This window comes from Bacteroides sp. 14(A), from assembly GCF_000526555.1.
GTDB lineage: Bacteria > Bacteroidota > Bacteroidia > Bacteroidales > Bacteroidaceae > Bacteroides > Bacteroides cellulosilyticus.
Genome location: NZ_JAGH01000002.1, coordinates 1560086 through 1584524 on the forward strand (window position 1 = coordinate 1560086; position 24439 = coordinate 1584524).

Below are 24439 nucleotides of genomic sequence, written 5' to 3' on the forward strand. Positions count from 1 at the left end.
TATCTCCCTTTGACATTTCGAATACTTGCGGTTGCTATTTTCGCTTGTTTATTTCTGGCGCCCAAGGCGATGGCTGATACGAAAGATCAAGAGTATATTGTTCTTATCAGTTCTTCCACTTTTCGTGAGAAATGGGCTTATGATCTGCTTGAAACTGTAGAAAAGGCATTCAATGACGAAAATTCGGTGAAGGTATATTCGGAGACTCTCACAACATGGCATTTCAATAATCAACAGGAAATAAATCAGAAGGTTGATTATCTAAAGGATAAATATTCTGTTCCTCCCCAAGCCGTCATATTTGTAGGCGATCCGGGATGGTACGTTTGCAAACCGCTTTTTGATACTATCTGGAAAGGGGTACCTACAATTATTTGCCACTCGATGCCGCATACGTCGGCTGATATAAATAAGTATTATAATGGTGAATATATACCTGAAGATCAGATTATCGCTACACCGGAAATGCTGGAACGGTATAATGTGACTGCCATAAATATTCCTGTCTGCATTAAAGAAACCATAGAATTGATGAAGGAGATTACTCCTGAAATGAAAAAGGTTGTCTTGTTATCGGATGACAGATTTATCTGTTCTCTAATTCGGAAAAAAGCAGAAGGCATACATCAGCAGTACTTTTCTGATTTGGATATGGAATTTATTACTTATCCTCAGACAAATACAGAAACGATGCTTCACAAGATTAGCGAATCTGGTAGAGAAACAGGCATTATTTACTGTTCATGGGTGAATGTAGCCAGTCAGAATCTGTCTGAGAAATATTATCCTGATGAGAGGATGCATTCTTATATTTCCGGTATAGTTAAAAAGCCGGTATTCTCGTTGTCTGACCAGTTCACAAGGGTTCATGCTTTATTTGCCGGTGGGCATTATATAGGCAGTTCCGATGTGGAAAGTACCGTTATCGGTGAAATTAGAGGTGCACTGAAAAAGGATGGTACATACGGGGCGAAAACGGTTGTTGCCGGTACGCCCAATACCTATCTTAATTACCAGACATTGCTTGACAAGGGAGTTCCATTAGATAACTTTCCTAAAAATGCGGTTTATTGTGATGTTCCGCCCAGTTTTATCCAGAAGAATATTATTTATGTTGTAATTGTATTGGGTACTGCTATTGTCCTGCTGCTATTTTACTTTATGCACAAGCGTATCAAGAAAGTGAGAGAAACGGAGTGGCAAGAACATCTGCATTTGCTTGAAAATATTCTCGATAACCTTCCTATTGCAGCCAAGGTGAAAGATGTCGATAATGATATGCGCTATACTTTTATAAATAAAAAGGCTGAAGAACTCTTTGAATATCCGGCTAAGGAGGCGATTGGAAGAACTGATTTCGATATAATGCCTGAGGCTGCAACGATGATCAGGAAAGAAGATGAAGAATTGGTAAGAACGGGAATTGCCCAATCCGGTACCAGGCGTTTCTTTACGAATAAGAATGAGGAACGGTTTACCTTCCAGAATAATAATATAGTTTCATTCTCTGATGGACGTAAATGGATTCTCTATACGGCTTGGGATATTACAGACCAGAAGATTCTGGAACGTAAACTGCGTCTGGCTAAGGAAGAGGCTGAAGAGTCCAATCGTATAAAATCAGCTTTTCTGGCTAATATGAGCCATGAAATACGTACTCCGCTCAATGCAATAGTTGGCTTCTCGAGTATACTGGCTGAAGATGTATCGGAAGAAGAACGGATAGAATACCTCAGTATCATTAGTAAGAACAATGATATATTATTGCAACTGATCAATGACATCTTGGATTTATCAAAGATAGAAGCCGGTACACTGGAATATGTCTATGCAAATATAGACGTGAATAAGATGTTATCTGAAATAGAGCAGGCTGCCAGAATGAGACAACCGAATGCGAATGTCGCTATATGTGCAGTGATGCCTATGCCGGATCTTCTTTTATATACTGACCAGCGTAGAATTACTCAGGTACTGAATAATTTCATCAGCAATGCCATGAAGTTTACAAATACAGGGAGTATCACGTTTGGGTATGAAGAACCCAAAGATGGTTATATACGCTTCTTTGTGACAGATACCGGTACCGGTATCCCTCCTGAAAAAGTGGCGGATATATTCAACCGTTTTGTAAAGCTCGATTCCTTCAAACAAGGAACCGGACTTGGACTGGCTATTTCACAGAATATCGTGAAGGAACTCAAAGGCGAGATCGGAGTACTGTCTGAGTTGGGGAAAGGTTCTACTTTCTGGTTTACGCTGCCTTATGAAAAGATGGGTGCACACCGTTCCATCCTTCCATAAGTGGTTTCTAATCATTTTCTAATCTCGTATAAGTTTATTATAATCCGTTCCGGAAGCCTTAATTTTTAAGGAGTTGTACTTTTGCCTCAAAATTGATAAAACAATGATGAGACAGATTACATTTACTCTTTTTCTTATTTTCTCATGCAGCCTGTGGGCGCAATCGAATCCGTTAAAGTTGACGATGAAGGAGGCGGAGGAACTTTTCCGTACCCACAATCTTTTACTGGTTGCCGAATATTACAATGTAGACATGGCACAGGCACAAGTGGTGCAGGCTAAACTATTTGATAACCCCGTTATCACATTGGAGCAGAATATTTATAACCGCCTGAACGGTAAATATTTTGATTTTGGGAAAGAAGGAGAGTCCGGAGTGCAGATAGAACAAGCCATCAATCTGGCCGGACAACGCAACAAACGAATACGTCTGGAAAAGATTAATCACCAATCCGCTTTATTGCAATTTGAGGAAGTAGCACGCACCTTAAACAGTGAGTTGAAGGAAACTTGTGTCGAAATGTATTTCCTGACCAAGTCCGTGCAGATTTATGATAAAGAGATCACTTCTTTAGAGGAACTGCTGCTATTCTACAAGAATATGGCAGAGAAAGGGAATATTTCATTGTTGGAATTATCCCGTATGCAGGCATTACTGTTATCACTGAAAAAGGAGAAGAATGATGCAGTAAATGAATTGGTATCGAAGAGGGGGAATCTGAAGATGTTATTAAACTTGCCGGTCACTCAGGAGATAGAAATACTTCTGGATGAAACGATGCTGAGCCGGTTGGAATTGTTTAGTCTGTCACTTGCCGATCTGGATTCCTTGTTACCTTCCCGCCCCGACCAACGGTTGGCCTTCTCCATGCTTGAGGCTTCCAAGGCGAATTTGAAGTTACAGCGTTCATTGGCCGCTCCGGAGTTTGCTATTCAGGGGATTTACGACCGTGCAGGAAACTTCATCAACAATTATTTTGCAGTAGGTCTTAGCTTCTCCGTTCCTATTTTCAATCGGAATCAGGGTAATATCAAGTCAGCCAAACTGGAAATAGAAAAGAGCCTGAAAGAGAAAGAATACACAGAGAACAGGGCAAACTCGGAACTGTATGTGGCGTATTCCCGTCTGGAAAAGGCTATGGAACTTTATCAATCAGCAGACGATGACTTGGAAAAGAACTTCAACCGGTTGATTGAAGGGGTGAACGAGAATTTCCGTAAGCGTAATATCAGTATGTTGGAATTTGTCGATTATTACGAGAGTTATAAGGAAACGAGTTTGCAATTGTATGAGACCCGGAAAGATGTTTTTCTGGCCATGGAGAACTTGAATACGGTAGTAGGACGAAATATATTTAATTACTAAGCAATGGATATGAGCAGGATTTTACAGGTTTTTATAGGTGCAGTACTATTCTTGAGCAGTTGCTCGACAAAAGATAATAATGAAACTTCAGTATCTCCGGAGATGTGTCTGACAGATAGTTTGATGCAAGTTGTCAGTATAGATACCGTACATACACGTATTTTAATCGACGAGTTGACACTGAACGGTCGTGTGACGTTTAATCAGGAGCAAGTGGTACAGGTTTTTCCAATGTTCGGTGGACGGGTGATTGCTGTGAATGCCGAGGTGGGAGACTACGTACATAAAGGGGAAGTGCTTGCTGTGGTCAAGAGCGGTGAAGTGGCGGAATATGAGAAGCAGCTGAAGGATGCGGAACAACAAGTGGCCGTAACCCGCCGTAACTGGGATGTTGCGCAAGATATGTACGATGCCGGCATGGCTTCGGCCCGCGACACATTGCAGGCCCGTCAGGAATTGGTGAGTGCCGTGACGGAGGAAAGACGCCTGAAGGAAGTCTATTCCATCTATAATCTGTCCGATGAATCCAGATATGAGATTAAATCACCGATAACGGGCTTTGTGGCGGAGAAGCATGTGAATAAAGATATGCAGATACGCTCCGACCAGGGTGAAGAACTATTCACGGTATCCGGTCTGGATAATGTCTGGATTATGGGCGATGTATATGAGAGTGATATCCGCAAAGTAAAAGAAGGTGCTCCTGTCCGTATCACGGCATTGGCCTATCCCGGCAGAGAGTTTGTAGGGAGTATTGATAAGGTCTACCACATCCTCGATGAAGAAAGTAAAACCATGAGCGTGAGAATTAAACTTCGTAATGAAGATTATCTGTTGAAACCCGGCATGTTTACCAATATATATGTACAATGCGAATCAACGGATGATACGATGCCCTGCATTGATTTACATGCCCTGATCTTTGAGAATGGAAAGAATTATGTAGTGACGGCAAACGAAGACGGCAAGCTGCAAGTAAAGGAAGTGGAAGTGTATAAGCAGTTAAGGAACCGATGCTATATACAATCCGGCTTGCAGGAGGGCGACCGTATCTTGAATAGAAACACATTGCTGGTATATAACGCATTGAATGCTGAATAACAGATAAAGAATTTGATATGCATAAGTTCATAGACAACATCATAGCTTTCTCTTTGAAGAATAAATTCTTCATATTCTTTTTTACGGTACTTGCGGTTATTGCAGGAATTGTCTCTTTCAAGCATACTCCGATAGATGCCTTTCCGGATGTAACCAACACCAAAGTAACTATTATTACCCAATGGCCCGGGCGGAGCGCCGAGGAGATGGAGAAGTTCATTACTATCCCTATTGAAATAGCAATGAACTCCGTACAAAAGAAGACGGACATACGCTCTACCACCTTGTTCGGACTATCGGTGGTGAATGTAATGTTTGAAGATCATGTAGACGATTTTACAGCCCGTCAACAGGTCTATAATCTATTGAATGATGCTGATTTGCCGGAAGGCGTTACTCCGGAAGTACAGCCTTTGTATGGTCCTACGGGAGAAATCTTCCGCTATACGTTGAGAAGTGAGAAGAAATCGGTTCGTGAATTGAAGACCATTCAGGACTGGGTGATTGAGCGGAATTTACGTTCCGTATCCGGTGTGGCCGATATTGTAAGTTTCGGTGGAGAGGTGAAAACCTTTGAGGTCAGTGTGAATCCCAACCAATTGAGGAATTACAATATTTCCTCTCTGGAGTTGTTTGAAGCCATAGAGAAAAGTAATATCAATGTCGGTGGTGATGTGATCACAAAAAGTTCCCAAGCCTATGTTGTCCGGGGTATCGGACTGATTAACGATGTGGAGGAAATTGGAAATATCGTTGTGAAAAATGTGAAAGGTACTCCTATTCTGGTGAAACACCTGGCAGATGTGCACGAGTCCTGTTTACCCCGCCTCGGACAAGTAGGCCGAATGGATGAAGATGATGTCGTGCAAGGCATTGTCGTGATGCGTAAGGGGGAGAATCCCGGTGAAGTGATTAAAGCCCTGAAAGAAAAAATAGCCTATATCAATAAAGAAGTGCTGCCATCGGATGTACAGATCGTACCTTTCTATGATCGTGAGAACTTGGTAGATCTGGCTGTGAGCACAGTGACACGCAACCTGATAGAAGGCATCCTGTTTGTGACTTTCATTGTGTTGATATTTATGGCGGATTGGCGGACTACCGTGGTGGTGGCAGTGGTCATTCCATTAGCATTATTATTTGCTTTCATTTGCCTGCGTATAATGGGTATGTCCGCCAATTTGTTGTCCATGGGAGCCATTGATTTCGGTATTATTATAGACGGTGCGGTGGTGATGGTCGAGGGTATCTTTGTAGTTCTTGACAAGAAAGCGCGTGAAGTGGGAATGCCGGCATTCAATGTCATGTCAAAGATGGGATTGATCCGTAATGCTGCCAAAGATAAGGCGAAAGCGGTTTTTTTCTCCAAACTGATTATCATTACGGCGCTGATTCCTATTTTCTCTTTCCAGAAAGTAGAGGGGAAGATGTTTTCACCGCTTGCTTTTACGCTGGGCTTTGCTTTGTTGGGGGCATTGGTGTTCACCTTGACTCTGGTACCCGTACTTTCGGCCATGCTGTTAAAGAAGAATGTGCGCGAAAAGAATAACAGGTTCCTCCGCTTTGTTAATGAGAAATCATCCGCCTTGTTTGATGTCTGCTATGCTTATCGCAAGGTGACGATTACGATTGCTACGCTTGTGGCAGTGGTGGGGTTGTATGCATTTTCTTTCCTCGGAACGGAATTCCTTCCCCAGTTGAATGAAGGCTCTATTTATATCCGTGCCACTTTACCGCAAAGTATAGCTTTGGATGAGTCCGTCAATCTGGCAAACAAGATGCGGGCGAAGTTAAGAAGCTTTCCTGAAGTGAAACAGGTGATGTCTCAGACCGGACGCCCCAATGACGGAACCGATGCCACCGGATTTTATAATATCGAGTTTCACGTAGATATTTATCCGGAAAAGGACTGGGAAAGCGGCTTTACCAAACTGGAATTGATTGACAAAATGCAACATGAACTGGAGATTTACCCGGGTATAGACTTTAACTTCTCCCAGCCGATTACGGATAATGTGGAAGAAGCGGCTTCCGGTGTAAAGGGTTCTATAGCTGTGAAAGTCTTCGGTAAAGATCTGTATGAGTCCGAGAAAAAAGCCGTAGAGATTTATAAAATATTGGGAACCGTGGATGGCATCGAAGATTTGGGGGTAATACGAAATATCGGACAGCCGGAATTGCGCATAGAACTGGATGAGAATAAGCTCGCACGCTATGGAGTGGCTAAGGAAGATGTACAGTCCATTATCGAAATGGCGATTGGAGGTAAGTCGGCTTCCTTGCTTTACGAAGATGAGAAGAAGTTCAATATCATGGTGCGTTATAAAGAGGAATTCAGATGCAACGAAGATGAGATAGGAAAAATACTGGTACCCGCTATGGATGGTACGATGGTGCCGATTAAGGAACTGTCGGAGATAAAGACTATCACCGGCCCCTTACTTATCTTTCGTGATAATCATGCCCGTTTCTGTGCCGTGAAATTCTCGGTCCGGGGTAGAGATATGGGAACTGCCGTTGCTGAGGCTCAGAAGAAAGTGAATGCCGCAGTGCATTTGCCCGAAGGATATACTTTGAAGTGGACTGGAGATTTTGAAAACCAGCAACGTGCTACTCAACGTTTGGCGCAGGTGGTTCCTGTCAGCATTATCATCATCTTTATTATTCTTTTCATCCTGTTTTCCAATGCACGGGATGCAGGTTTGGTATTGCTGAATGTACCTTTTGCCGCTGTGGGTGGTATTGCTGCCTTGCTCATAACCCGCTTTAATTTTTCGATCTCTGCCGGTATCGGGTTCATTGCTCTTTTTGGTATCTGTATCCAAAATGGAGTGATTATGATATCCGATATCAAACACAATTTGCAGGCGAGGTTGGCGTTACCTGATGCTGTAAAAAACAGTGTGCGTTCCAGGGTTCGGCCTGTGCTGATGACGGCTGCAATGGCGGCTATCGGCCTGATGCCTGCGGCGCTGAGTCATGGAATCGGTTCCGAATCGCAGCGACCGTTGGCCATTGTTATTATCGGAGGTCTGATCGGGGCTACTTTCTTCGCTTTGTTTGTTTTTCCGTTGATTGTCGAGATCGTTTATGGTAAAATGTTATATGATAAAGACGGTAGATTGAAGCAGAAAAAACTATAAAACGTATATTTGTGCTTTCTTTAAGTTTTAAAAACTATGGCAAAGATACTGTTGGTAGAAGATGAAGTCAATATAGCCTCTTTCATAGAACGGGGATTGCAGGAATTCGGGCATACGGTTTCTGTAGCTTATAATGGTGCGGATGGTTGGCAGCTGGCTCAGGACGAACCTTTTGACTTACTTGTTCTGGATATAATCATGCCCAAGATGAATGGACTGGACCTATGCAGGCAGTACCGCCAACTCTATGGATACGATTCCCCCGTCATTATGCTTACGGCCTTGGGTACAACAGATGATATTGTAAAAGGACTCTACGCAGGTGCCGATGATTATTTGGTGAAGCCTTTCAGCTTTCAGGAGTTGGAAGCGCGTATCACCGCTTTGCTGCGCAGGAGCAAGGAGAAAAGAACTTCGGAGCTTGTTTGTGGTGACCTTATCCTCGATTGCAATACCAGGCGTGCCCGTCGTGGTGACCGTGAAATGGAACTGACGGTAAAAGAATACCGACTTTTAGAGCACTTCATGAATAACCAGGGTGTTGTGCTCTCTCGGGTGAATCTCCTGAAACATGTATGGGATAAGAATTTTGATACGAATACCAATGTAGTAGATGTGTATGTGAACTACCTGCGTACTAAGATTGATAAAGATTATGAAAACAAACTTATCCATACGGTGGTAGGTTTGGGCTATATTATGGAATCTCATTAAACGGAGAATCGTAGTGAAGATAGGAAGTAAAATAGCGTTGTTCTATACGGGTATCACGATATGTATGCTTACCTGTATCATGGTTGTTTTCTATTTTTTCATTTATAACTATATCAATAGGCTGTACGATTCTTACCTGGCAGATAAAGCCTATCTTACTGCCCAGAAACATTGGGAAAAGGATGAAGTAGACGAGAGTAGTTATGAAATTATCCGTCAGGAATACGAAGGGCTTCTTCCCCAGGCTAAGGAAATTTTACTGAATACCGATAGCATGGAGACTGTGAAAGATACACTTGATAAGTATCTGAACAAAGAGCAGCAGAAGCGACTATTCATGGAAGAGCCGGTTTCATTCCGTTATAAAAAAGAGGTGGGTGCGGCATTGTATTATCCGGATAATGAAGGTAATTTTATAGTTCTGATACTTGCCCGGAACAACTATGGAACGGAGATACAGAATCATGTGCTTATCCTGATACTTCTTTTGTTCATTTTCAGTTCCATATCGGTTTATTTCATTGGAAGGTTTTATGCCAATCGAATGTTGGCACCGGTGAAGCGTATTTTGAAAGAGCTGCGGCGCATCCGGGGGAATAATCTGAATATCAGGATTAAGACAGCCGGTAACCATGACGAACTGGACGATCTGATCACTTCTATCAATGGTATGCTCGACCGCATAGACGCGGCTTTCAAGTCCGAGAAATCTTTCGTAAGCAGTGCTTCCCATGAACTTAATAATCCGCTGACGGCCATTCAGGGAGAGTGTGAAATCAGCTTGCTGAAAGAACGTTCGCCACAAGAATATATCAAGGCTTTGAACCGTATTTCGGATGAAAGCAAAAGAATCAGCTTGTTGATAAAATCCCTCCTTTTCCTTTCGCATCAGGATGAAGAACTTCTGAAGAATAATATGGAAGATGTGGACCTGGCAGAACTTCTGATCATACTGTGTGCCGAGAATGAGCGGATGCAGTTCAGTAATACATTTCAGAAAGAGAGCCTGCCAGTGGTAAGGGCTAATCTGCATTTGCTGAAAATAGCAATCCGTAATATACTGAACAATGCCTGTAAATATTCCGGTAAACAACCTGTAGCCGTGCGGCTGTATCCTAAGGAAGGGAACACTATTTTGGAAATAGAAGACAAAGGTATTGGCATTCCTGAAGATGAAATACAGCTTATTTTCCAGGCATTCTATCGTGCAACCAATACAAGGGAATATTCAGGTCATGGTATTGGGCTGGGACTTTCTTTGAAGATATTATCTATTTATGGAGCGAGGATGGAGATTTTATCCAAACTAAATACGTATACGAGAGTGTTGATAACCTTTAAGTGACTAATCATTAGACTTTGGTTTTAAAATAAAATGTATCTTTGTGTCGGTCAAAAATGCTATGGAGTATATTTAATATAGATATTATGAAAAAGAAAAACACTCTTTTACTTTTTTTGTGCTTGTTCAGTCTGTGGGCAGTGGCACAAGAAAAGAGACCTGTAAAGATTGCCTGTGTTGGAAACAGTATCACTTATGGCTCAGGAATTAAAAATCAGTTTCAGAACAGTTATCCGGGGTTGCTTTCCCAGCTTTTGGGTGAAGGGTACGATGTCCGCAATTTCGGAATTAGTGCCCGTGTATTGCTGAATAAGGGAGATCATCCTTATATGCACGAACAGAAGTTTCGTGATCTTTTGGCATTTCAGCCGGATATCGTTACCATTAAATTGGGAACGAATGACAGCAAACCCTGGAATTGGCGTTATGGAAAAGATTTTAAGAAGGATTTGACGGAAATGCTGGATATTCTTCAGGAATTGCCTTCCAAACCTAAGATATATCTTTGTTTGCCTGTTCCTGCCGTAAAACGGAATTTTGGTATTAACGATAGCGTAATTACAAACGGTATTATTCCTGTAATACGCAGTGTAGCGAAGAAACGTCATCTGCCCGTTGTGGATCTTTATGCACTGCTGAAGCCATATCCTGATTACTATACGGATGGTATCCACCCCAATGAACAAGGAGCTGCATTGATTGCCGGTGAACTTTATCGTACACTGACCGGTAATGAGGCGCCTGCAATTGTTACCGATCAACCTTTCCCCGGTAAGAAGTCGCAATGGGAAGGGTTCGATCGTTATGATTTTATTTGTAATACACGCCGCGCTATCGTTGTTGCTCCCCGCAAGGTAGCGGAAGGGCGTCCCTGGATATGGCGTCCTGCATTTTTCGGAGCTTTCCCTTCGGTAGATAAGGCTTTGTTGGAAAAAGGTTTTCATGTGGCGTATTATGATTTGACTCATCTTTATGGAAGTCCGCGTGCGCAACGCTTGGGCACTGATTTCTATGAAGTCATGTGCAGATATTATCGTCTTTCTCCCAAAGTGACGTTAGAAGGCTTCAGTCGTGGCGGATTATTCGCATTTAACTGGGCGGCAAATAATCCTGATAAAGTGGCCTGTATCTATGTGGACGCTCCTGTATGCGATATGCTCTATTTCTCCGAGAACTGGGAACGTGATTTCTGGAAAGGCTTCCTTGCAGAATGGGGATTGACTGAAGAAAATGCCAAAGACTTCAAAGGAAATCCGATTGATAACCTGGCTCCATTAGCGGCTGCCGGTATTCCAGTGATGGGCGTTTGTGGTGATAGTGACAAGATTGTGCCGTATGAAAAGCACATGAAGATTGCTGCTGAACGTTATCGTGCTTTGGGAGGTAATGTCGAAATCATATTGAAACCCGGTTGCGATCATCATCCCCATAGTTTGGATAATGCTGAACCGGTTGTTGATTTTATAATCCGTAACCAACCGGATTATCAGAAGAAACAAGTGATCCATCAACGTGGTAGCCTTACTAACTCTTATCTGAAGTTTGCAAAAGAGAAAAAAGGTTGTGTCGCTTTTCTGGGTGGTTCCATTACCGAAATGCGTGGTTGGCGGAATATGATACAGGAAGATTTGAAACAGCGTTTCCCGGAAACTGAATTTACGTTCATTGATGCCGGAATACCTTCTACCGGAAGCACTCCTCATGCTTTCCGTTTTGAAAATGATGTGTTGCAGAAAGGAATGCCTGATCTATTATTTGTTGAGGCAGCGGTAAATGATGATACAAACGGATTCGATTATATCCGGCAGACGCGCGGTATGGAGGGTATTATTCGTCATGCCCGTACTGTCAGTCCGGAAATGGATATTGTCATGCTTCACTTTATTTACGATCCATTCATACCTTTGTTGGACAAGGGTATACAACCCCAGGTTATTATGAATCATGAAAGTGTAGCCAATCATTATTATGTTTCCTCTATCAATCTGGCGGAAGAAGTGGCGCAGCGTATGCGCGATGGTGAGTTTGATTGGAAAGAATTTGGTGGCACACATCCTGCTTGGAATGGTCATACATATTATGCTGCCGCTATTAACCGTCTCTTCGACCTTGAATGGAGTGGCGACGTGGTAAAGAAAACCGTCCGGGCACATGAGGTGCCGGAAAAACCGATAGATTCCTATTCTTATGATAAAGGTGTATTTGCGGATATCCGTTCTGCCAAGCAACTGAATGGTTGGAAAGTGGTGGATGACTGGACGCCTACAGTGAAAGGGAATACCCGTAAAGGTTTCGTACATGTTCCTATGTTGGTGGCTGACCGTGCCGGAGCCAGTCTTTCATTCTCTTTTGAAGGACGCGCTGTAGGTATCTTCTGCGCAGCCGGTCCGCAAGCCTGTGTGCTGGAATACAGTGTGGATGGCGCTCCGTTCAAGAAGCTGGATACATTTACTGATTGGAGCCGGAACTTATATATTCCATGGGTGTATATGCTGGAAACAGAACTGGTTTCCGGTCGGCATACCTTGCGTTTGCGTATAGCCAAAGGTGAGAGAACCGGGTGTCAGATACGTAATTTCGTGGTGAATCAGTAAGTCATTATCCCCTTCACAGTACCTCTGTGAGGGGGATAAAAACAAATTGTACCTTTATTAGTAACATTTCAGGAGCAAGGATTAACCAATCTGTCTCCTCTTCATAACATTCTTTTCAAAGTCTTTCAACTTCATTCCATACATTTGTCGTGGTTTCTTTTGTAAACGAAAAAGAACACAATAAAATCTTTGATATTAACCATTAAACAATGTACAATGAGAAAGACATTCTTTGAAAAGTGCATAAATTTGCATTTATGCCGTGTTGCATTGGTACTGCTACTTCTGGTACCTGCAATCAGTAGTCTTCAGGCTATCCCTTCTCAAAGCAAAACCATTTCGGGAGTTGTGACATCTGCCACGGACAATGAGCCGTTGATTGGTGTCAGCGTCCAGGTGAAAGAGACTTCCACCGGTGGAATAACCGATATGGACGGTAAATATTCCGTAACAGCCCAAACCGGGCAAACGCTGGTATTCTCTTATATCGGCTACAAATCTCAGGAATTTAAAGTAGGTGATTCTTCGGTTATCAATGTTTCATTAAAAGAAGATACCGAAATGCTGGATGAAGTAGTCGTGGTAGGTTATGGCGTTCAGAAGAAGAAGCTGGTAACCGGTGCTACAGTTCAGGTGAAGGGTGAAAACATTGCTAAACTGAACACGACGAACCCTCTCTCTGCTTTGCAGGGACAAACACCCGGTGTGAACATTATCTCTACTTCCGGACAGCCGGGTGCCAGCATGAGTGTAACCATTCGTGGATTGGGTACGGTGGGTAATTCTCAGCCTCTCTATCTTATCGATGGTGTGGGTGGCGACATTTCTACTTTGAATCCTGCTGATATTGAAAGTATCGATGTATTGAAAGATGCAGCTTCGGCTGCTATTTATGGTGCGCAGGCTGCCAATGGTGTAGTGTTGGTTACTACTAAAAGTGGTAAGGAAGGTACTTGCAGAATCAGCTATGATGGTTTTGCCGGTTGGCAGACGATAGGTCGTAAATACAGTATGCTCAATGCTTCAGAGTATATGAGTATTATGGATGAAGCTCGTCTCAACTCAGGCATGTCGCCGGTGGATTGGGCTTCGCTTAGCTCCATACATGATGCCAGGGGGAATATATATGATACTGATTGGATTGACCAGGCTATTGAAGATGGCGGATTAACTACCAGCCATAACCTCTCGTTCACAGGTGGTTCCAAAACTTCTACTTATGCTATTTCAGGTGGCTACACTGGTCAGGATGGCCTGATTGGTGGCTCAGATGTTTCTTATTATAAAAGATATAACTTCCGCGTCAACTCTGAACATAAGATGTGGAACGGACTGGTGACTGTGGGCGAACATGTGGGTTTTGTCTGGAAAGACACACGAGGCATGGGTACGGGAAACATCTGGAATAACAACCTGCGCAGTGCTTTCTCCGCATCTCCTATTATTCCCGTTTATGATGCTGATGGCAACTACAATTCTACGGTAAACTCCGACTGGAATGTAAACGATGGTAATCCTTATGGAAACATGATGGTGAATCGCTATAACAACAGCAAGAATGGTTCGCTCGATGCTAACGTATATGTGCAGATTGAACCCATCAAAAACTTGAGATTTAAAACGGTCTACGGTATCAGCTACGGCGCTTCCGAATACCGTGCCTATACACCGAAGTATCAGTTTACCCCGCAAACGGCCAACACCGTGAGCAAAGTGAATCAAAGTCATGGTCACGGTCTGTCGATGGTGTGGACCAATACTCTCTCTTACGATTTCAATATTGCTACTGAACATCATATCAATGCCTTGATAGGTAGTGAATTGTCTACCTATGATGGTAGTAATACCGAAGGCTCCAATACTGGTCTTATCCCCGGATTCGATGATTGGGATCATGCTTATCTGGTAAATACCAACGGTACGGAAAATAAGACAGTGAAAGGTTCTCCTTACGACTCTACCCGTGGTATGTCATATTTCGCTCGTTTGGGTTGGACATGGAAAGAACGTTATATGGTGAATGCCACCATGCGTGCCGATGGCTCATCGAAGTTTGCCAAAGGTAACCGCTGGGGATATTTTCCTTCAGTATCTGCCGGATGGACTATCTCCGAAGAGAAGTTCATGGAATCGGTGAAATCCTGGTTCGATTTCTTAAAGATACGTGTCAGCTGGGGGCAGGTAGGTAATGCCAATATCAACTGCTATCAATATCTTGCTCCTGTGTCCACCACGAATACCAATTATAACTTTGGTTCCGGTGGAGGTCAAGATGCCTGGGTTACGGGTTCTTATACCAGCCGTCTGGCCAATGAAAAAGTGAAATGGGAGACCTCTGAACAATATAATGTGGGTATCGATGCCCGTTTCCTGAATGGGCGTCTCGCACTTACTGCCGACGGTTATATCAAGAATACCAAGGACTGGTTGGTACAAGCTCCCGTATTGGCAACGGCAGGTACCAGTGGCCCTATTATCAACGGTGGTGATGTGAAAAACCAAGGTGTTGAACTGGGGCTCTCCTGGAATGACCAAATAGGGAAGGATTTCACTTATAGCGTAGGTGCCAACTTAGCATACAACCACAACGAAGTGGGAAGTATCCCTACCGAAGATGGTATTATTCATGGTGCTACCAATCAAATCTATAGTAATGCGGAAGAGTTCTACCGTGCTGAGAATGGTCATGCTATAGGTTACTTCTGGGGCTTCAAAACAGCCGGTATTTTTCAGAACAAACAGGAGATTAATGATTGGATCGCTGCCGGAAACGGTGTGTATCAAAGCAGTGTACAACCCGGTGATGTGAAGTATGTAGATGTGAATCATGATGGTGTCATCGACGCCAAGGATAAAGTAGACTTGGGTAACGGACTTCCTAAATACACATTCGGTTTCAATATTAACTTGGGTTATAAAGGTTTCGATCTTAGTCTGAACGCTACCGGTGCCGCCGGTTTCCAGATAGCTCAATCTTATCGTGACCCAAACTCCTCACAGTCCAATTACAGTCGTCAGATACTGAATCGCTGGACGGGTGAAGGTACCAGTAATCGGATTCCCCGTGTAACCTATGGTGATGTAGGTAACTGGCAATTCTCTGATCTCTATTTGCAGGATGGTGACTACATCCGTTTGCAGAATATTACTCTGGGTTATGACTTCAAACGTCTCATCTCTTGGAAGGGGCTGTCTAAATTGCGCCTCTATGTGCAGGCTCAGAATCTCTTCACACTGACTAAGTATGATGGTATGGATCCTGAAATCGGTTCATACAACGGTACAGACGGTAACAAACAGAATTCAGACGGTACGACCAACCAGACATGGGTGTCGGGAGTAGATATGGGTTACTATCCACACCCCCGCACCTTCATTGTGGGTATTAATCTTGCGTTTTAAATCATGAAAAAGAAAAGTAATATGAATACAAAACATATATTATTAACGAGCGCGCTCGTTGTGTCAGCTTTAGCTTTCACGTCGTGTGAAGACTTCTTTGACACTTCATCAAAAAAGGATTTGAACACTGAAACGGCTTACAGTAATTTGGAATCCGCAGAAATGGCTTTAGTGGGTTGTTATGATGGATGGCAACGTACTATTTCAGATGAAGGAGTAGGTATGTATTTGCTGGCGGAGTTTGCTTCCGAACAGGCTTTTGCAGGTCTTGGCCTTTCTGATGCTAAAAACAACAATGTGATTGACCAGTTCAATCTGGGGATCGCTCCTTCATACAATGATATCTTTAATGTGGATTGGCAGAACTATTATAAAGCTATATTTCGTTGTAATCAGCTCATTGTTCAGGAAGAAAATATCGACTGGGCAGGGGACATCAAGGCACAAGGACGAGTGATGGGAGAAGCACATGCCATTCGCGGTATTCTTTACTTCGATCTTGTACGTATGTTTGGAGATGTTCCTTTGCTTACCGCTCCTTCCGAAGAGAATATTCCCCGTTCTCCGGCAAGTGATGTTTATCAGCTCATTTTCGAAGACTTTAAATATGCCATCGAACATATTCCTGCCGATGCTTATCCCTTGGATAATAACGATACTAACGATGGTCGCATCACCAAATATGCGGCAGAGGCATTGATGGCTCGTGCCTATCTTTACCATACCGGTTACTACGGTGCCGAACATCCTTCATGCACCAAGGCTGAGGCAGTGGCTGCTATTAACGATGTGGTGCAGAATGGAAAATATGAACTGGAGAAAAACTATGCCGACTTCTGGATGCCTGCTTGTACTACTGATGCTTCGAGTGGCGACACTTATGCCTGGAATACGACATACGCCGGCAAGTGGTATGACGGCTCCGCTTGGAAAGCCGGACAAGGCAAACTCTCAAGGGAAATAGTGCTCAACCTGAAGATGAATACTACTCATGACTATAACGGTAATGGTGATGGTAATACGTTCTCGGTCTATTTGGGACCACGTAACAGGAATGCTACGAGCGTATGCATTGCCAGCGGCTGGGGTGCTTGTCCGGTGACTCCCACTTTCGTGGAGCAATATAAGAATGATCCCCGTTTCAGCACTTGTGTATGGAGTTGTAGTGAGGCCGGTTTTGATGCTGACATTACCGATTCGTATGAATATACCGGTTATTATACCCGCAAGTATGCGCCGATGTGTTTTGCCGATGGTACACGTCAGGAAGTAGGATTTAAGTTGGGTGAACAGCATCAGAATGTTACTTACTATCAGGATTACACTATCATGCGCTATGCTGATGTATTGCTGATGCATTCCGAACTCAATGGCAATGCCGATGGATTGAATCAGGTTCACCAGCGTGTATATCCCGGTGAAACACTGGCTTACAGTATTGAAAACATCCGTAAAGAACGTGCTATTGAACTGGCTTTCGAGGGTGTTCACTATTGGGACCTGATGCGTTATGAGAAGGATGGTGCATACGCTGCACGTATTATTACTGCTGCACAAAATGGTGCCAAGGTGACAAATGGCGGAAATGAGGCAACCACTTCGTTCTCCGAAAGTAACTTCACTTCGAAGAAAGGTTTGATGCAGATTCCTAATACACAAATCACCCTTTCGGGTAATGTGCTTACTCAAAATGCCGGTTGGTAAATCCATGAAGGCTTAGGTTTATCAAGGAAAAACATTAAAAATAATAAGATATGAAATTGAATCATTATATATATTCGCTCATTGCAGGCTTGGTGCTGATGTTGTCGGCCTGTTCACCCGATGAGTATGATATGGGTAAGAAGACCTATGTATCCGATGACTTGGCGGAAGGTATTGCCTACACTGTGACTATCGCAGGAAATCAAGTACGCCTCAAATCAAATATCACCGGTTGTACTCCGCTGTGGGTTACTCCTCAGGGACGTTCGCAAGAAAGTGAACTTGCCATTGAATTACCTTTTGCAGGTTCGTATGAGGTGACTTTCGGCGTAGAGACGCCCGGCGGTGTCGTGTATGGCGAACCCTATACTTTCAGTTTAGCACAAAACGATTTCTCATTGCTGGAAGATGAGAAATGGTTCCTGCTGTCCGATAAGAACTTTAAGTCGGGTAATGCTCTGCCTGATGCTGAGACATTGGCTGAAGGGGTTAGTAAGAAATGGTATCCTTGCGATGCGAACTATGGTATCGGTCAGTGTTCGGGGCCTGTGATGTATTTGTCTCCTTACGATCCTGATGGTGACGGTGCTGGCTATACTCAGGATGATGTGGATAACGGAGTCTACAAAGACATCGTCTTCGGCACCGGAAATTGGAAACCCAACTGGGATCCGGGTTTTCAAAGCTGGCTTATCCCTGCAACAGATCCTTACATGGACTCATATATGACTTTCAGCATGGATGCTGTCAACGGCTGTGTGGCTACTATGTACCGTGGTGAATCCGGAGAAAAAGGTTCAAGCACAGGTGCAAACATGAAAGGCAAGTTCAATATGAACCTTACTGAAAAGACTAAACCTACCATCTCGTTCACCGATTGCTACTCCATGCACAACGTGAATGCCGATGATATGTGTGCTAACTACACGCAAGATATACAGATAATAGAACTTACTCCGTATATATTGCAATTAGTAACTAAACGTACCAATTCCGAAGGTAACTGGTATATTGTATGGAACTTTGTTTCTGAAGAAGTGATTGAAACCAAGGGTGAATGCATTCCCAAAGAAGATAGTGGAGAGATTGAGAAAGTAGCCCCCGTGCTTCCCACATTCGATAATCTTCTTGATGACCTCTTCACGACCGAAATCAACGGTGTGACTTATGTCGGTAACCAGATGACATTTAACCTTGATACCGAAGTACCCTACGATTGGTTGTGGTGGAACGGTTCTCCTAACGTACAGAAATGGGAAAGTGTAACGGGAGGTGTGTACAACGACTCATGGGCTCCTGCTGCCGGTGATGAGGTGGAAGATTTTGAACTTATCCTAAGTAAGGCTTCCGATGGCTCTTATAATTATGAATTCGGTGAAGCCAGTGGTAAGGTAAGCGTTGCAAAGGGCGTAATAACCTTCGATAGCGAAATCACCCTTCTTACCGCTTCCAGCGATCAGCGTACGGTTGCTGTTACAAGCAAAGATTTTACGGTACTTGCCATGGAGGCTGGTGAGACACTGGTCATTGGTGTTCCCGAATCAAAAGATGAGAATGGCGTGGTGAATTCTTATCTTGTAGCTAATCTGCTCTATAAGAAGATTAGCGGCGGGACGGAAGGACCCACCGAAATCAAAGTGGACAACAGTAAGTTGGAAATCATCTTTGGTGATGGAAATCCTGATCGTTTGCGTATCCAGCTTTATAACTCATGGGGTGGTAAGAATGAATGTATCGACATAACGAAAGTTAAGCTAAAAAAGAACCAGACTTTGAAGATTCAGTACAAGGTGCTGAGTGGTATAACCTGGAACGAGGGGGCAGCTCCTAAAACAGTGATTATGGAAAACAGAATCGGAGATTCGTTTGAAGATGGTTGTTACGCTTTGGAGTATGCTTCGAAATTCGATACAACTGCGGGAGCAATCCAGACAGTATCATTGCCAAACACTACAGGTGCTACGCAAACTTTTGAAACCAATTGCTGTCTTATCATCGGAATCCAGAACAAGGGACTTGCTACAGTGGAAACCTTGGAAGATGGAAGCCCGAATGTACAGGTTGAAATTGTTTCCATGACTATTGAGTAATCACTTAAATGAATTAGTATAATGAAGAACAAAATATTATTCGGAATAATGGCTCTCGTCATGGGTATTTGGGCGACGGGATGCAGCGATGACGATTATGCCATAAACCAACAGCCATTGCTTACTGATAACTCTGTGGTAACAGGTTCGGCAGATGTGACTGCCACATCAGCAACATTACATGGTACCGTATCTGGGCTTGAAAGCCAGGCTTCAAGTGCTTATGTCATTGGTTTTAATTACGGTGCTGCGGCCGATGCACTCACCGAAAGGATTATTGCTACGGGCGGTGAAACATTCACTGCCACGGTAAATGGCAGCTTGAATCAAACTATTTATTATCAGGCTTATGTCACTTTACAAGGCAAAGTAACTTATAAAGGTGAAGTAAAGAGCCTTGTACTGACTAATGCTCGTGCTACTACCGGCGATGCTACCCAGATAGGTGCTAACAAGGTTACTTTGTCTGGTTCGCTTATTGGCTTTCCTGCGGATGCGGAAGGTGGTATCATTGTGTCCGGTATAGAAGGTACGGAAAATGTGCGTGCCGGTGTACGTATTGCTACTGTTCCTAAGGAAAGCTATACGGTAGATGTAGAAGGCTTGTTGGCCAATACTACTTATTATTATGTGGCTTATCTTGATCTCGGTGCAGGTATGGTCTATGGTGAAGAAAAGTCATTCACTACAACTGGGCATACGTTTGATCTTGATAATGACCTTGTTGACCTTGGGCTTTCTACTAAATGGGCAAAGTACAATTTAGGTGCTACCTCAGAAACGGAAATTGGTGGTCTGTTCGGTTTCGGTGATAAGACAGGTTTTAATACCAGTATCGATCCTGCAAGTTATGCTTCTGCCGATATCTACAAAACAGCTAATGACCTTGCCTATAAAGCATTTGAAGGTAAAGTGACCATGCCTACCATTGCTGAGTTTGAAGAACTCTTTGCACTCTGTACCAGAGAGTGGGTGGAAGTGGAAGGTGTTGCCGGCTATAAGTTCACCGGTCCTAACGGAAACTCTATCTTTATGCCTGCCGCAGGTTCGCGCACACAAGGCACTACTACCGGTGTTGGTGTGGAAGGCTGCTATCTTTCCGGTTCCATCAATGTTTCTGATACTCAGTTTGCCATGAGCTATCACTTCAATAGTGCTCTTGCTACTCGTGCCACCACTCCTGTCTATCAAGCTTTGGCTATTCGTGCCGTTTCTACCGCCAAGAATGTTCCGTTTGACCGCTCATTGCTTTATAGTAAATGGTATATTGACAATGGTCAGGATGGTGAACAACATGTATTCGAAGGTCCGTTCACGCAGTGGGGCAAAACGTACGACTGGGCTATAGTATCTAACGGACAGCCCAATATCGGAAAAGAAATTCATTGGGAAATGGGTACTGAGAATGGCTGGATTGGTTATACTTATGGAGTTGATTATGGTTACATGGAGTTTTTCGAAGACGGAACTGTCAATATCCATCGTTTGACTGATGACGGTGTAGCTACTGATGAAACAGGTAAATATACTATTGATGAGGCGAACAAAGTGATTGACATTGATATCAATGTACTTTGTGCCAATACTTGGGTAGCGGTAAAGAGTGGTAAGCTGAATATCCTGTCCTTGACGAGTGACGGTTTGCAGATTGCTCTTCCCAATACCGATGAATATGCTTACTCTGTCAACTATTACAGTCAGCGTAAGGCAGAAGCCGATGCCAAGATTCCGGTATCATTAATTTGTGTAGATTCCAGTTGGGGTGGTACTTGGGGAACTGAGGTCGCGCATCTGTCTCCGGATGCGTTGGCAGGTCAGCACACATTCACTTACGAAGGCTCATCTGACGATGTTGTGGTGTTTACCCTCGATTTTCCGGACTTGCTGACCAGATATCCTAATGCTTTCGTTCGTATTGACGAGATGAAGTGCGACGGCAATGCTATTCAGTTCAATGCCAATAATTTCTTCTATGGAGATATTGAGGGTAAAGGAACCTATCGTGTCGAGTTATTCAATATTTATGGTGTAGGTGCGGCGGATGGCAAAGTGTTGAACAGTGCTTTCAGCAATTCCCAGAATATGGGTTCCGAATCGGCACCCCACTTCAACAATAGTCTGGCGATTACTTATACAGTTTTTATTGATGGCAATGGTGCAGGCACGTATACACCTAATCTGGTTACTATTCCTAATTGGGATGGTGCAGGTACATGGGGGTATAATGCCGGAGGTACATTAGAAGTGAAATATGAAAACTTCCGGTATAGTCTTGTTACCCCGCAGTTCGACATCAAGTATGAAGGTACTGGTTGTGCAGCTGGTTCCATTATGACTTTCATTGAAGTGGCAGATCTTTACGGTTTCTTCCCTGGTACGCATGCTGTGTTGGATAATCTCTATCTTGATGGTTCAGAGGTAACGTTTGATGCGACAAAAGTGCTTGATACCAATGATGGCTCCAAGTATCGTTTGGAACTTTGGAACTGTTATGGGGCAACAAAGAATGCGGGTTGTGCTTTCGGTACACCTGATGGAGATGTAATCAAGGAGCTTGGTTTCAGCACTTCTATGGAAGTGAAATTTACGTTCCATAAGCTTTTTGCTGTTCCTCAATGGTAATAGAGGAGAGGATGTAATACATTCCAGAGTTGGGAATATATATGAATAGGGAGTGGGGAAGGCGAAGATGCTTTTCCCGCTCCCTATTCATTTCAAAGAGTACTATTATTAAAGATGCTGTTATTTAGCATATCATTTTGTATTTTAAACTACGCTTAGAATTCCGTATTTGTAACCAACTGACAACTACCAAGAAAACAAGCGAACAAAAACTTGTATGCTGTTAATTAACAGAACTATATAAAATTCGCAACAGTTGAAATAGACTGTTTTCTTCCGGTTTTACCCGTTTCCTTCCATCAATTCGCGCTTGACTATGGCAGAATTCCACTTCCTGCACGAACGATATATATGTCCTTCGCGCACGACATTAACTTCCTGCGTGAAGGAGCTTAATATCCTTCGTGTCCGATGTATATATCCTTCACGTCCGGTATTAATATCGTGCAGTTCTCCGATGCACTTTGCTTCCATAAACGTGTAAAATGTTGCATGAATATTAACTCATTTATGCTCAAAGGAGGCTGTTTCGCTTTTTTTATGCGACCTGTATGTTAGCGAAAAGAAAGAAAATTAAGACAAAAGTTTATATATTGTTTGGTTTGCTGAATAAAATGATATATTCAAGAAACAACCTCTTTGTATTTTATACAAAGTGCTCTTTGTAAAGTAATAGAGAAATCTCTTGTTTCATGTCTGCAAGAAGTTAAGAGTTTGTCAACAAGAGGTTAACTTCCTGTCGACAAACTCTTAACTTCTTGTAAACAGCAAATTGATTATTTGTAATACTTTGATAGTCAACTGTGAAAAATCGGTTATGGAAGTTTGGGTATGAAAATAAATCAGATAAAATTATAATAGGGGACAACTATTCCATATCTTTGTTCCATTAACCCCAATAATATACATATTATGGAAAATAGTTTGGATGCAACAGTGAGTAGCTTTATCGAATACCAAAACCAATTTAGTTCAATAATAGAAAAGTTAAAGGAAGGGCATCAGAACGGTAGATTTGCAGATTGGAAAGGGGTTATTACCGTAAACGGTCCTGTTATCTATCAACCGGAAATATTGTTTATGGGAATAAATCCGGGACCAGGGCTTTATAATGAAACTAATTATCGGAACAATGATAATAAGGTTCCATTTCGGATATTGACAGGGGATAGTAATCTCTACCGGGATGAGAGTGCATATCCTTTAAGTAGACTTGTTTATCGTTCGGATGGTAAAACGATTGCACTGGACTGGTTTACCAAAAGTAATTATTGCGAAGGAAGTTCATGGTATGAGCTGAAAATAAAGCGGGGGAATGGTTTCGTTGAAAATATGCTTAAAATCATTTGTAAGGTTGCCTTCGGTTTAGGTAAAGGTGAATTTGTGAAAGGCGAAAAGCCAGAATGGTATGATACATTCGGGAAAGAAATAATGTTTATGAATGTATGCCCGTTGGCTACTGATAACTTGAATCAACTCTCACGACTTAAAAAAGAATTGGGAATAAACGAATGGAAAGATATCGTAAAGCCTGTAAGAACCTTGGTTAGAGATAATATTAAACCTAAAATAATTGTATTTGCAGGAATATCCGCATACAACAATTTCATGTGGGAAGATAAAGGTGATCAAATCTTTGATATTCCTGTAGTTATAATAGACAGAAAACGCGGATATAACTCAGAAGCAAACTTATCGAAGATCGCATCTGAAATAGTTGAAAGAATATCCCAATGAATTCTACTTCTTTTAAGCAGTATTTATGTTTCTCAGTGCATTTGAGTAATAGTTCGACGTTACTTAAATTAAATAACTATGAAATACTCAATAACGCACAATCCCCCTGAATAATATGCATTTATTGCATACTTCTTATTTTTGGAAACATTTTACACAGAGTGTTGGTCCTACGCTTGGATGGAATAAGTGGTGGTATATCACAAGTCTACCCGTTTTGTAGCAGGAACCCGGGGGAAAGGCGATAAATGATATGTCGCCTATTGGAAACCTTTCGTCCAGGGGTAATAACAAATTATACCCTTCCATATAACATCCTA

At 42.8% G+C, this 24439-nt stretch carries 13 protein-coding genes; 12 read left to right on the forward strand and 1 reads right to left on the reverse strand.

Translation table 11 applies throughout. From position 1 onward, the window contains the following. Positions 1–69: 69 nt before the first annotated feature. The 11 genes from K429_RS0113135 to K429_RS0113185 all read left to right on the forward strand — a co-directional run bounded on the left by K429_RS0113135 (position 70) and on the right by K429_RS0113185 (position 22382). Positions 70–2304, forward strand: coding sequence for a PAS domain-containing protein (locus tag K429_RS0113135; protein WP_231501849.1), 2235 nt, complete (start codon positions 70–72; stop codon positions 2302–2304). 103 nt (positions 2305–2407) lie between these two features. Further along, positions 2408–3670 carry a TolC family protein gene (locus K429_RS0113140; protein ID WP_026367204.1) on the forward strand — a complete coding sequence of 421 codons (1263 nt, stop codon included), beginning with the start codon at positions 2408–2410 and terminating at the stop codon, positions 3668–3670. 3 nt (positions 3671–3673) lie between these two features. Further along, positions 3674–4771, forward strand: a complete 1098-nt coding sequence (locus K429_RS0113145) for an efflux RND transporter periplasmic adaptor subunit (protein WP_026367205.1) — start codon at positions 3674–3676, stop codon at positions 4769–4771. Between the two features lie 17 nt (positions 4772–4788). Then, the gene (locus K429_RS0113150; protein ID WP_026367206.1) at positions 4789–7914 is read left to right on the forward strand and encodes an efflux RND transporter permease subunit; all 3126 of its coding nucleotides are present in this window, start codon (positions 4789–4791) and stop codon (positions 7912–7914) included. Between the two features lie 36 nt (positions 7915–7950). After that, positions 7951–8628, forward strand: a complete 678-nt coding sequence (locus K429_RS0113155) for a response regulator transcription factor (RefSeq protein WP_026367207.1) — start codon at positions 7951–7953, stop codon at positions 8626–8628. Between the two features lie 13 nt (positions 8629–8641). Next, positions 8642–9973: a HAMP domain-containing sensor histidine kinase gene (locus tag K429_RS0113160; RefSeq protein ID WP_026367208.1), complete on the forward strand. Its 1332-nt coding sequence runs from the start codon at positions 8642–8644 to the stop codon at positions 9971–9973. A gap of 83 nt (positions 9974–10056) precedes the next feature. Further along, positions 10057–12564, forward strand: coding sequence for an alpha/beta fold hydrolase (locus tag K429_RS0113165; protein WP_026367209.1), 2508 nt, complete (start codon positions 10057–10059; stop codon positions 12562–12564). Between the two features lie 216 nt (positions 12565–12780). Then, the gene (locus tag K429_RS0113170; RefSeq protein WP_026367210.1) at positions 12781–15966 is read left to right on the forward strand and encodes a TonB-dependent receptor; all 3186 of its coding nucleotides are present in this window, start codon (positions 12781–12783) and stop codon (positions 15964–15966) included. 21 nt (positions 15967–15987) lie between these two features. Then, on the forward strand, positions 15988–17670 hold the full coding sequence (locus K429_RS0113175) for a RagB/SusD family nutrient uptake outer membrane protein (RefSeq protein WP_044096658.1): 1683 nt from the start codon (positions 15988–15990) through the stop codon (positions 17668–17670). Positions 17671–17720: 50 nt separating this feature from the next. Beyond that, complete coding sequence (locus tag K429_RS0113180; RefSeq protein ID WP_026367212.1) at positions 17721–19760, forward strand: hypothetical protein; 2040 nt, start codon at positions 17721–17723, stop codon at positions 19758–19760. A 21-nt stretch (positions 19761–19781) separates the two neighbouring features. Then, the gene (locus tag K429_RS0113185) at positions 19782–22382 is read left to right on the forward strand and encodes a hypothetical protein (protein WP_026367213.1); all 2601 of its coding nucleotides are present in this window, start codon (positions 19782–19784) and stop codon (positions 22380–22382) included. A gap of 282 nt (positions 22383–22664) precedes the next feature. Here K429_RS0113185 and K429_RS0113190 read toward each other — a convergent pair whose 3' ends face one another. Continuing rightward, the gene (locus K429_RS0113190; protein WP_026367214.1) at positions 22665–22856 is read right to left on the reverse strand and encodes a hypothetical protein; all 192 of its coding nucleotides are present in this window, start codon (positions 22854–22856) and stop codon (positions 22665–22667) included. 438 nt (positions 22857–23294) lie between these two features. Between K429_RS0113190 and K429_RS0113195 the strand changes: the two genes are divergently transcribed. Further along, entirely contained in the window at positions 23295–24119 is an 825-nt protein-coding gene (locus tag K429_RS0113195) for a hypothetical protein (RefSeq protein ID WP_007211998.1), read from the forward strand. The last annotated feature ends 320 nt before the right edge of the window (positions 24120–24439 follow it).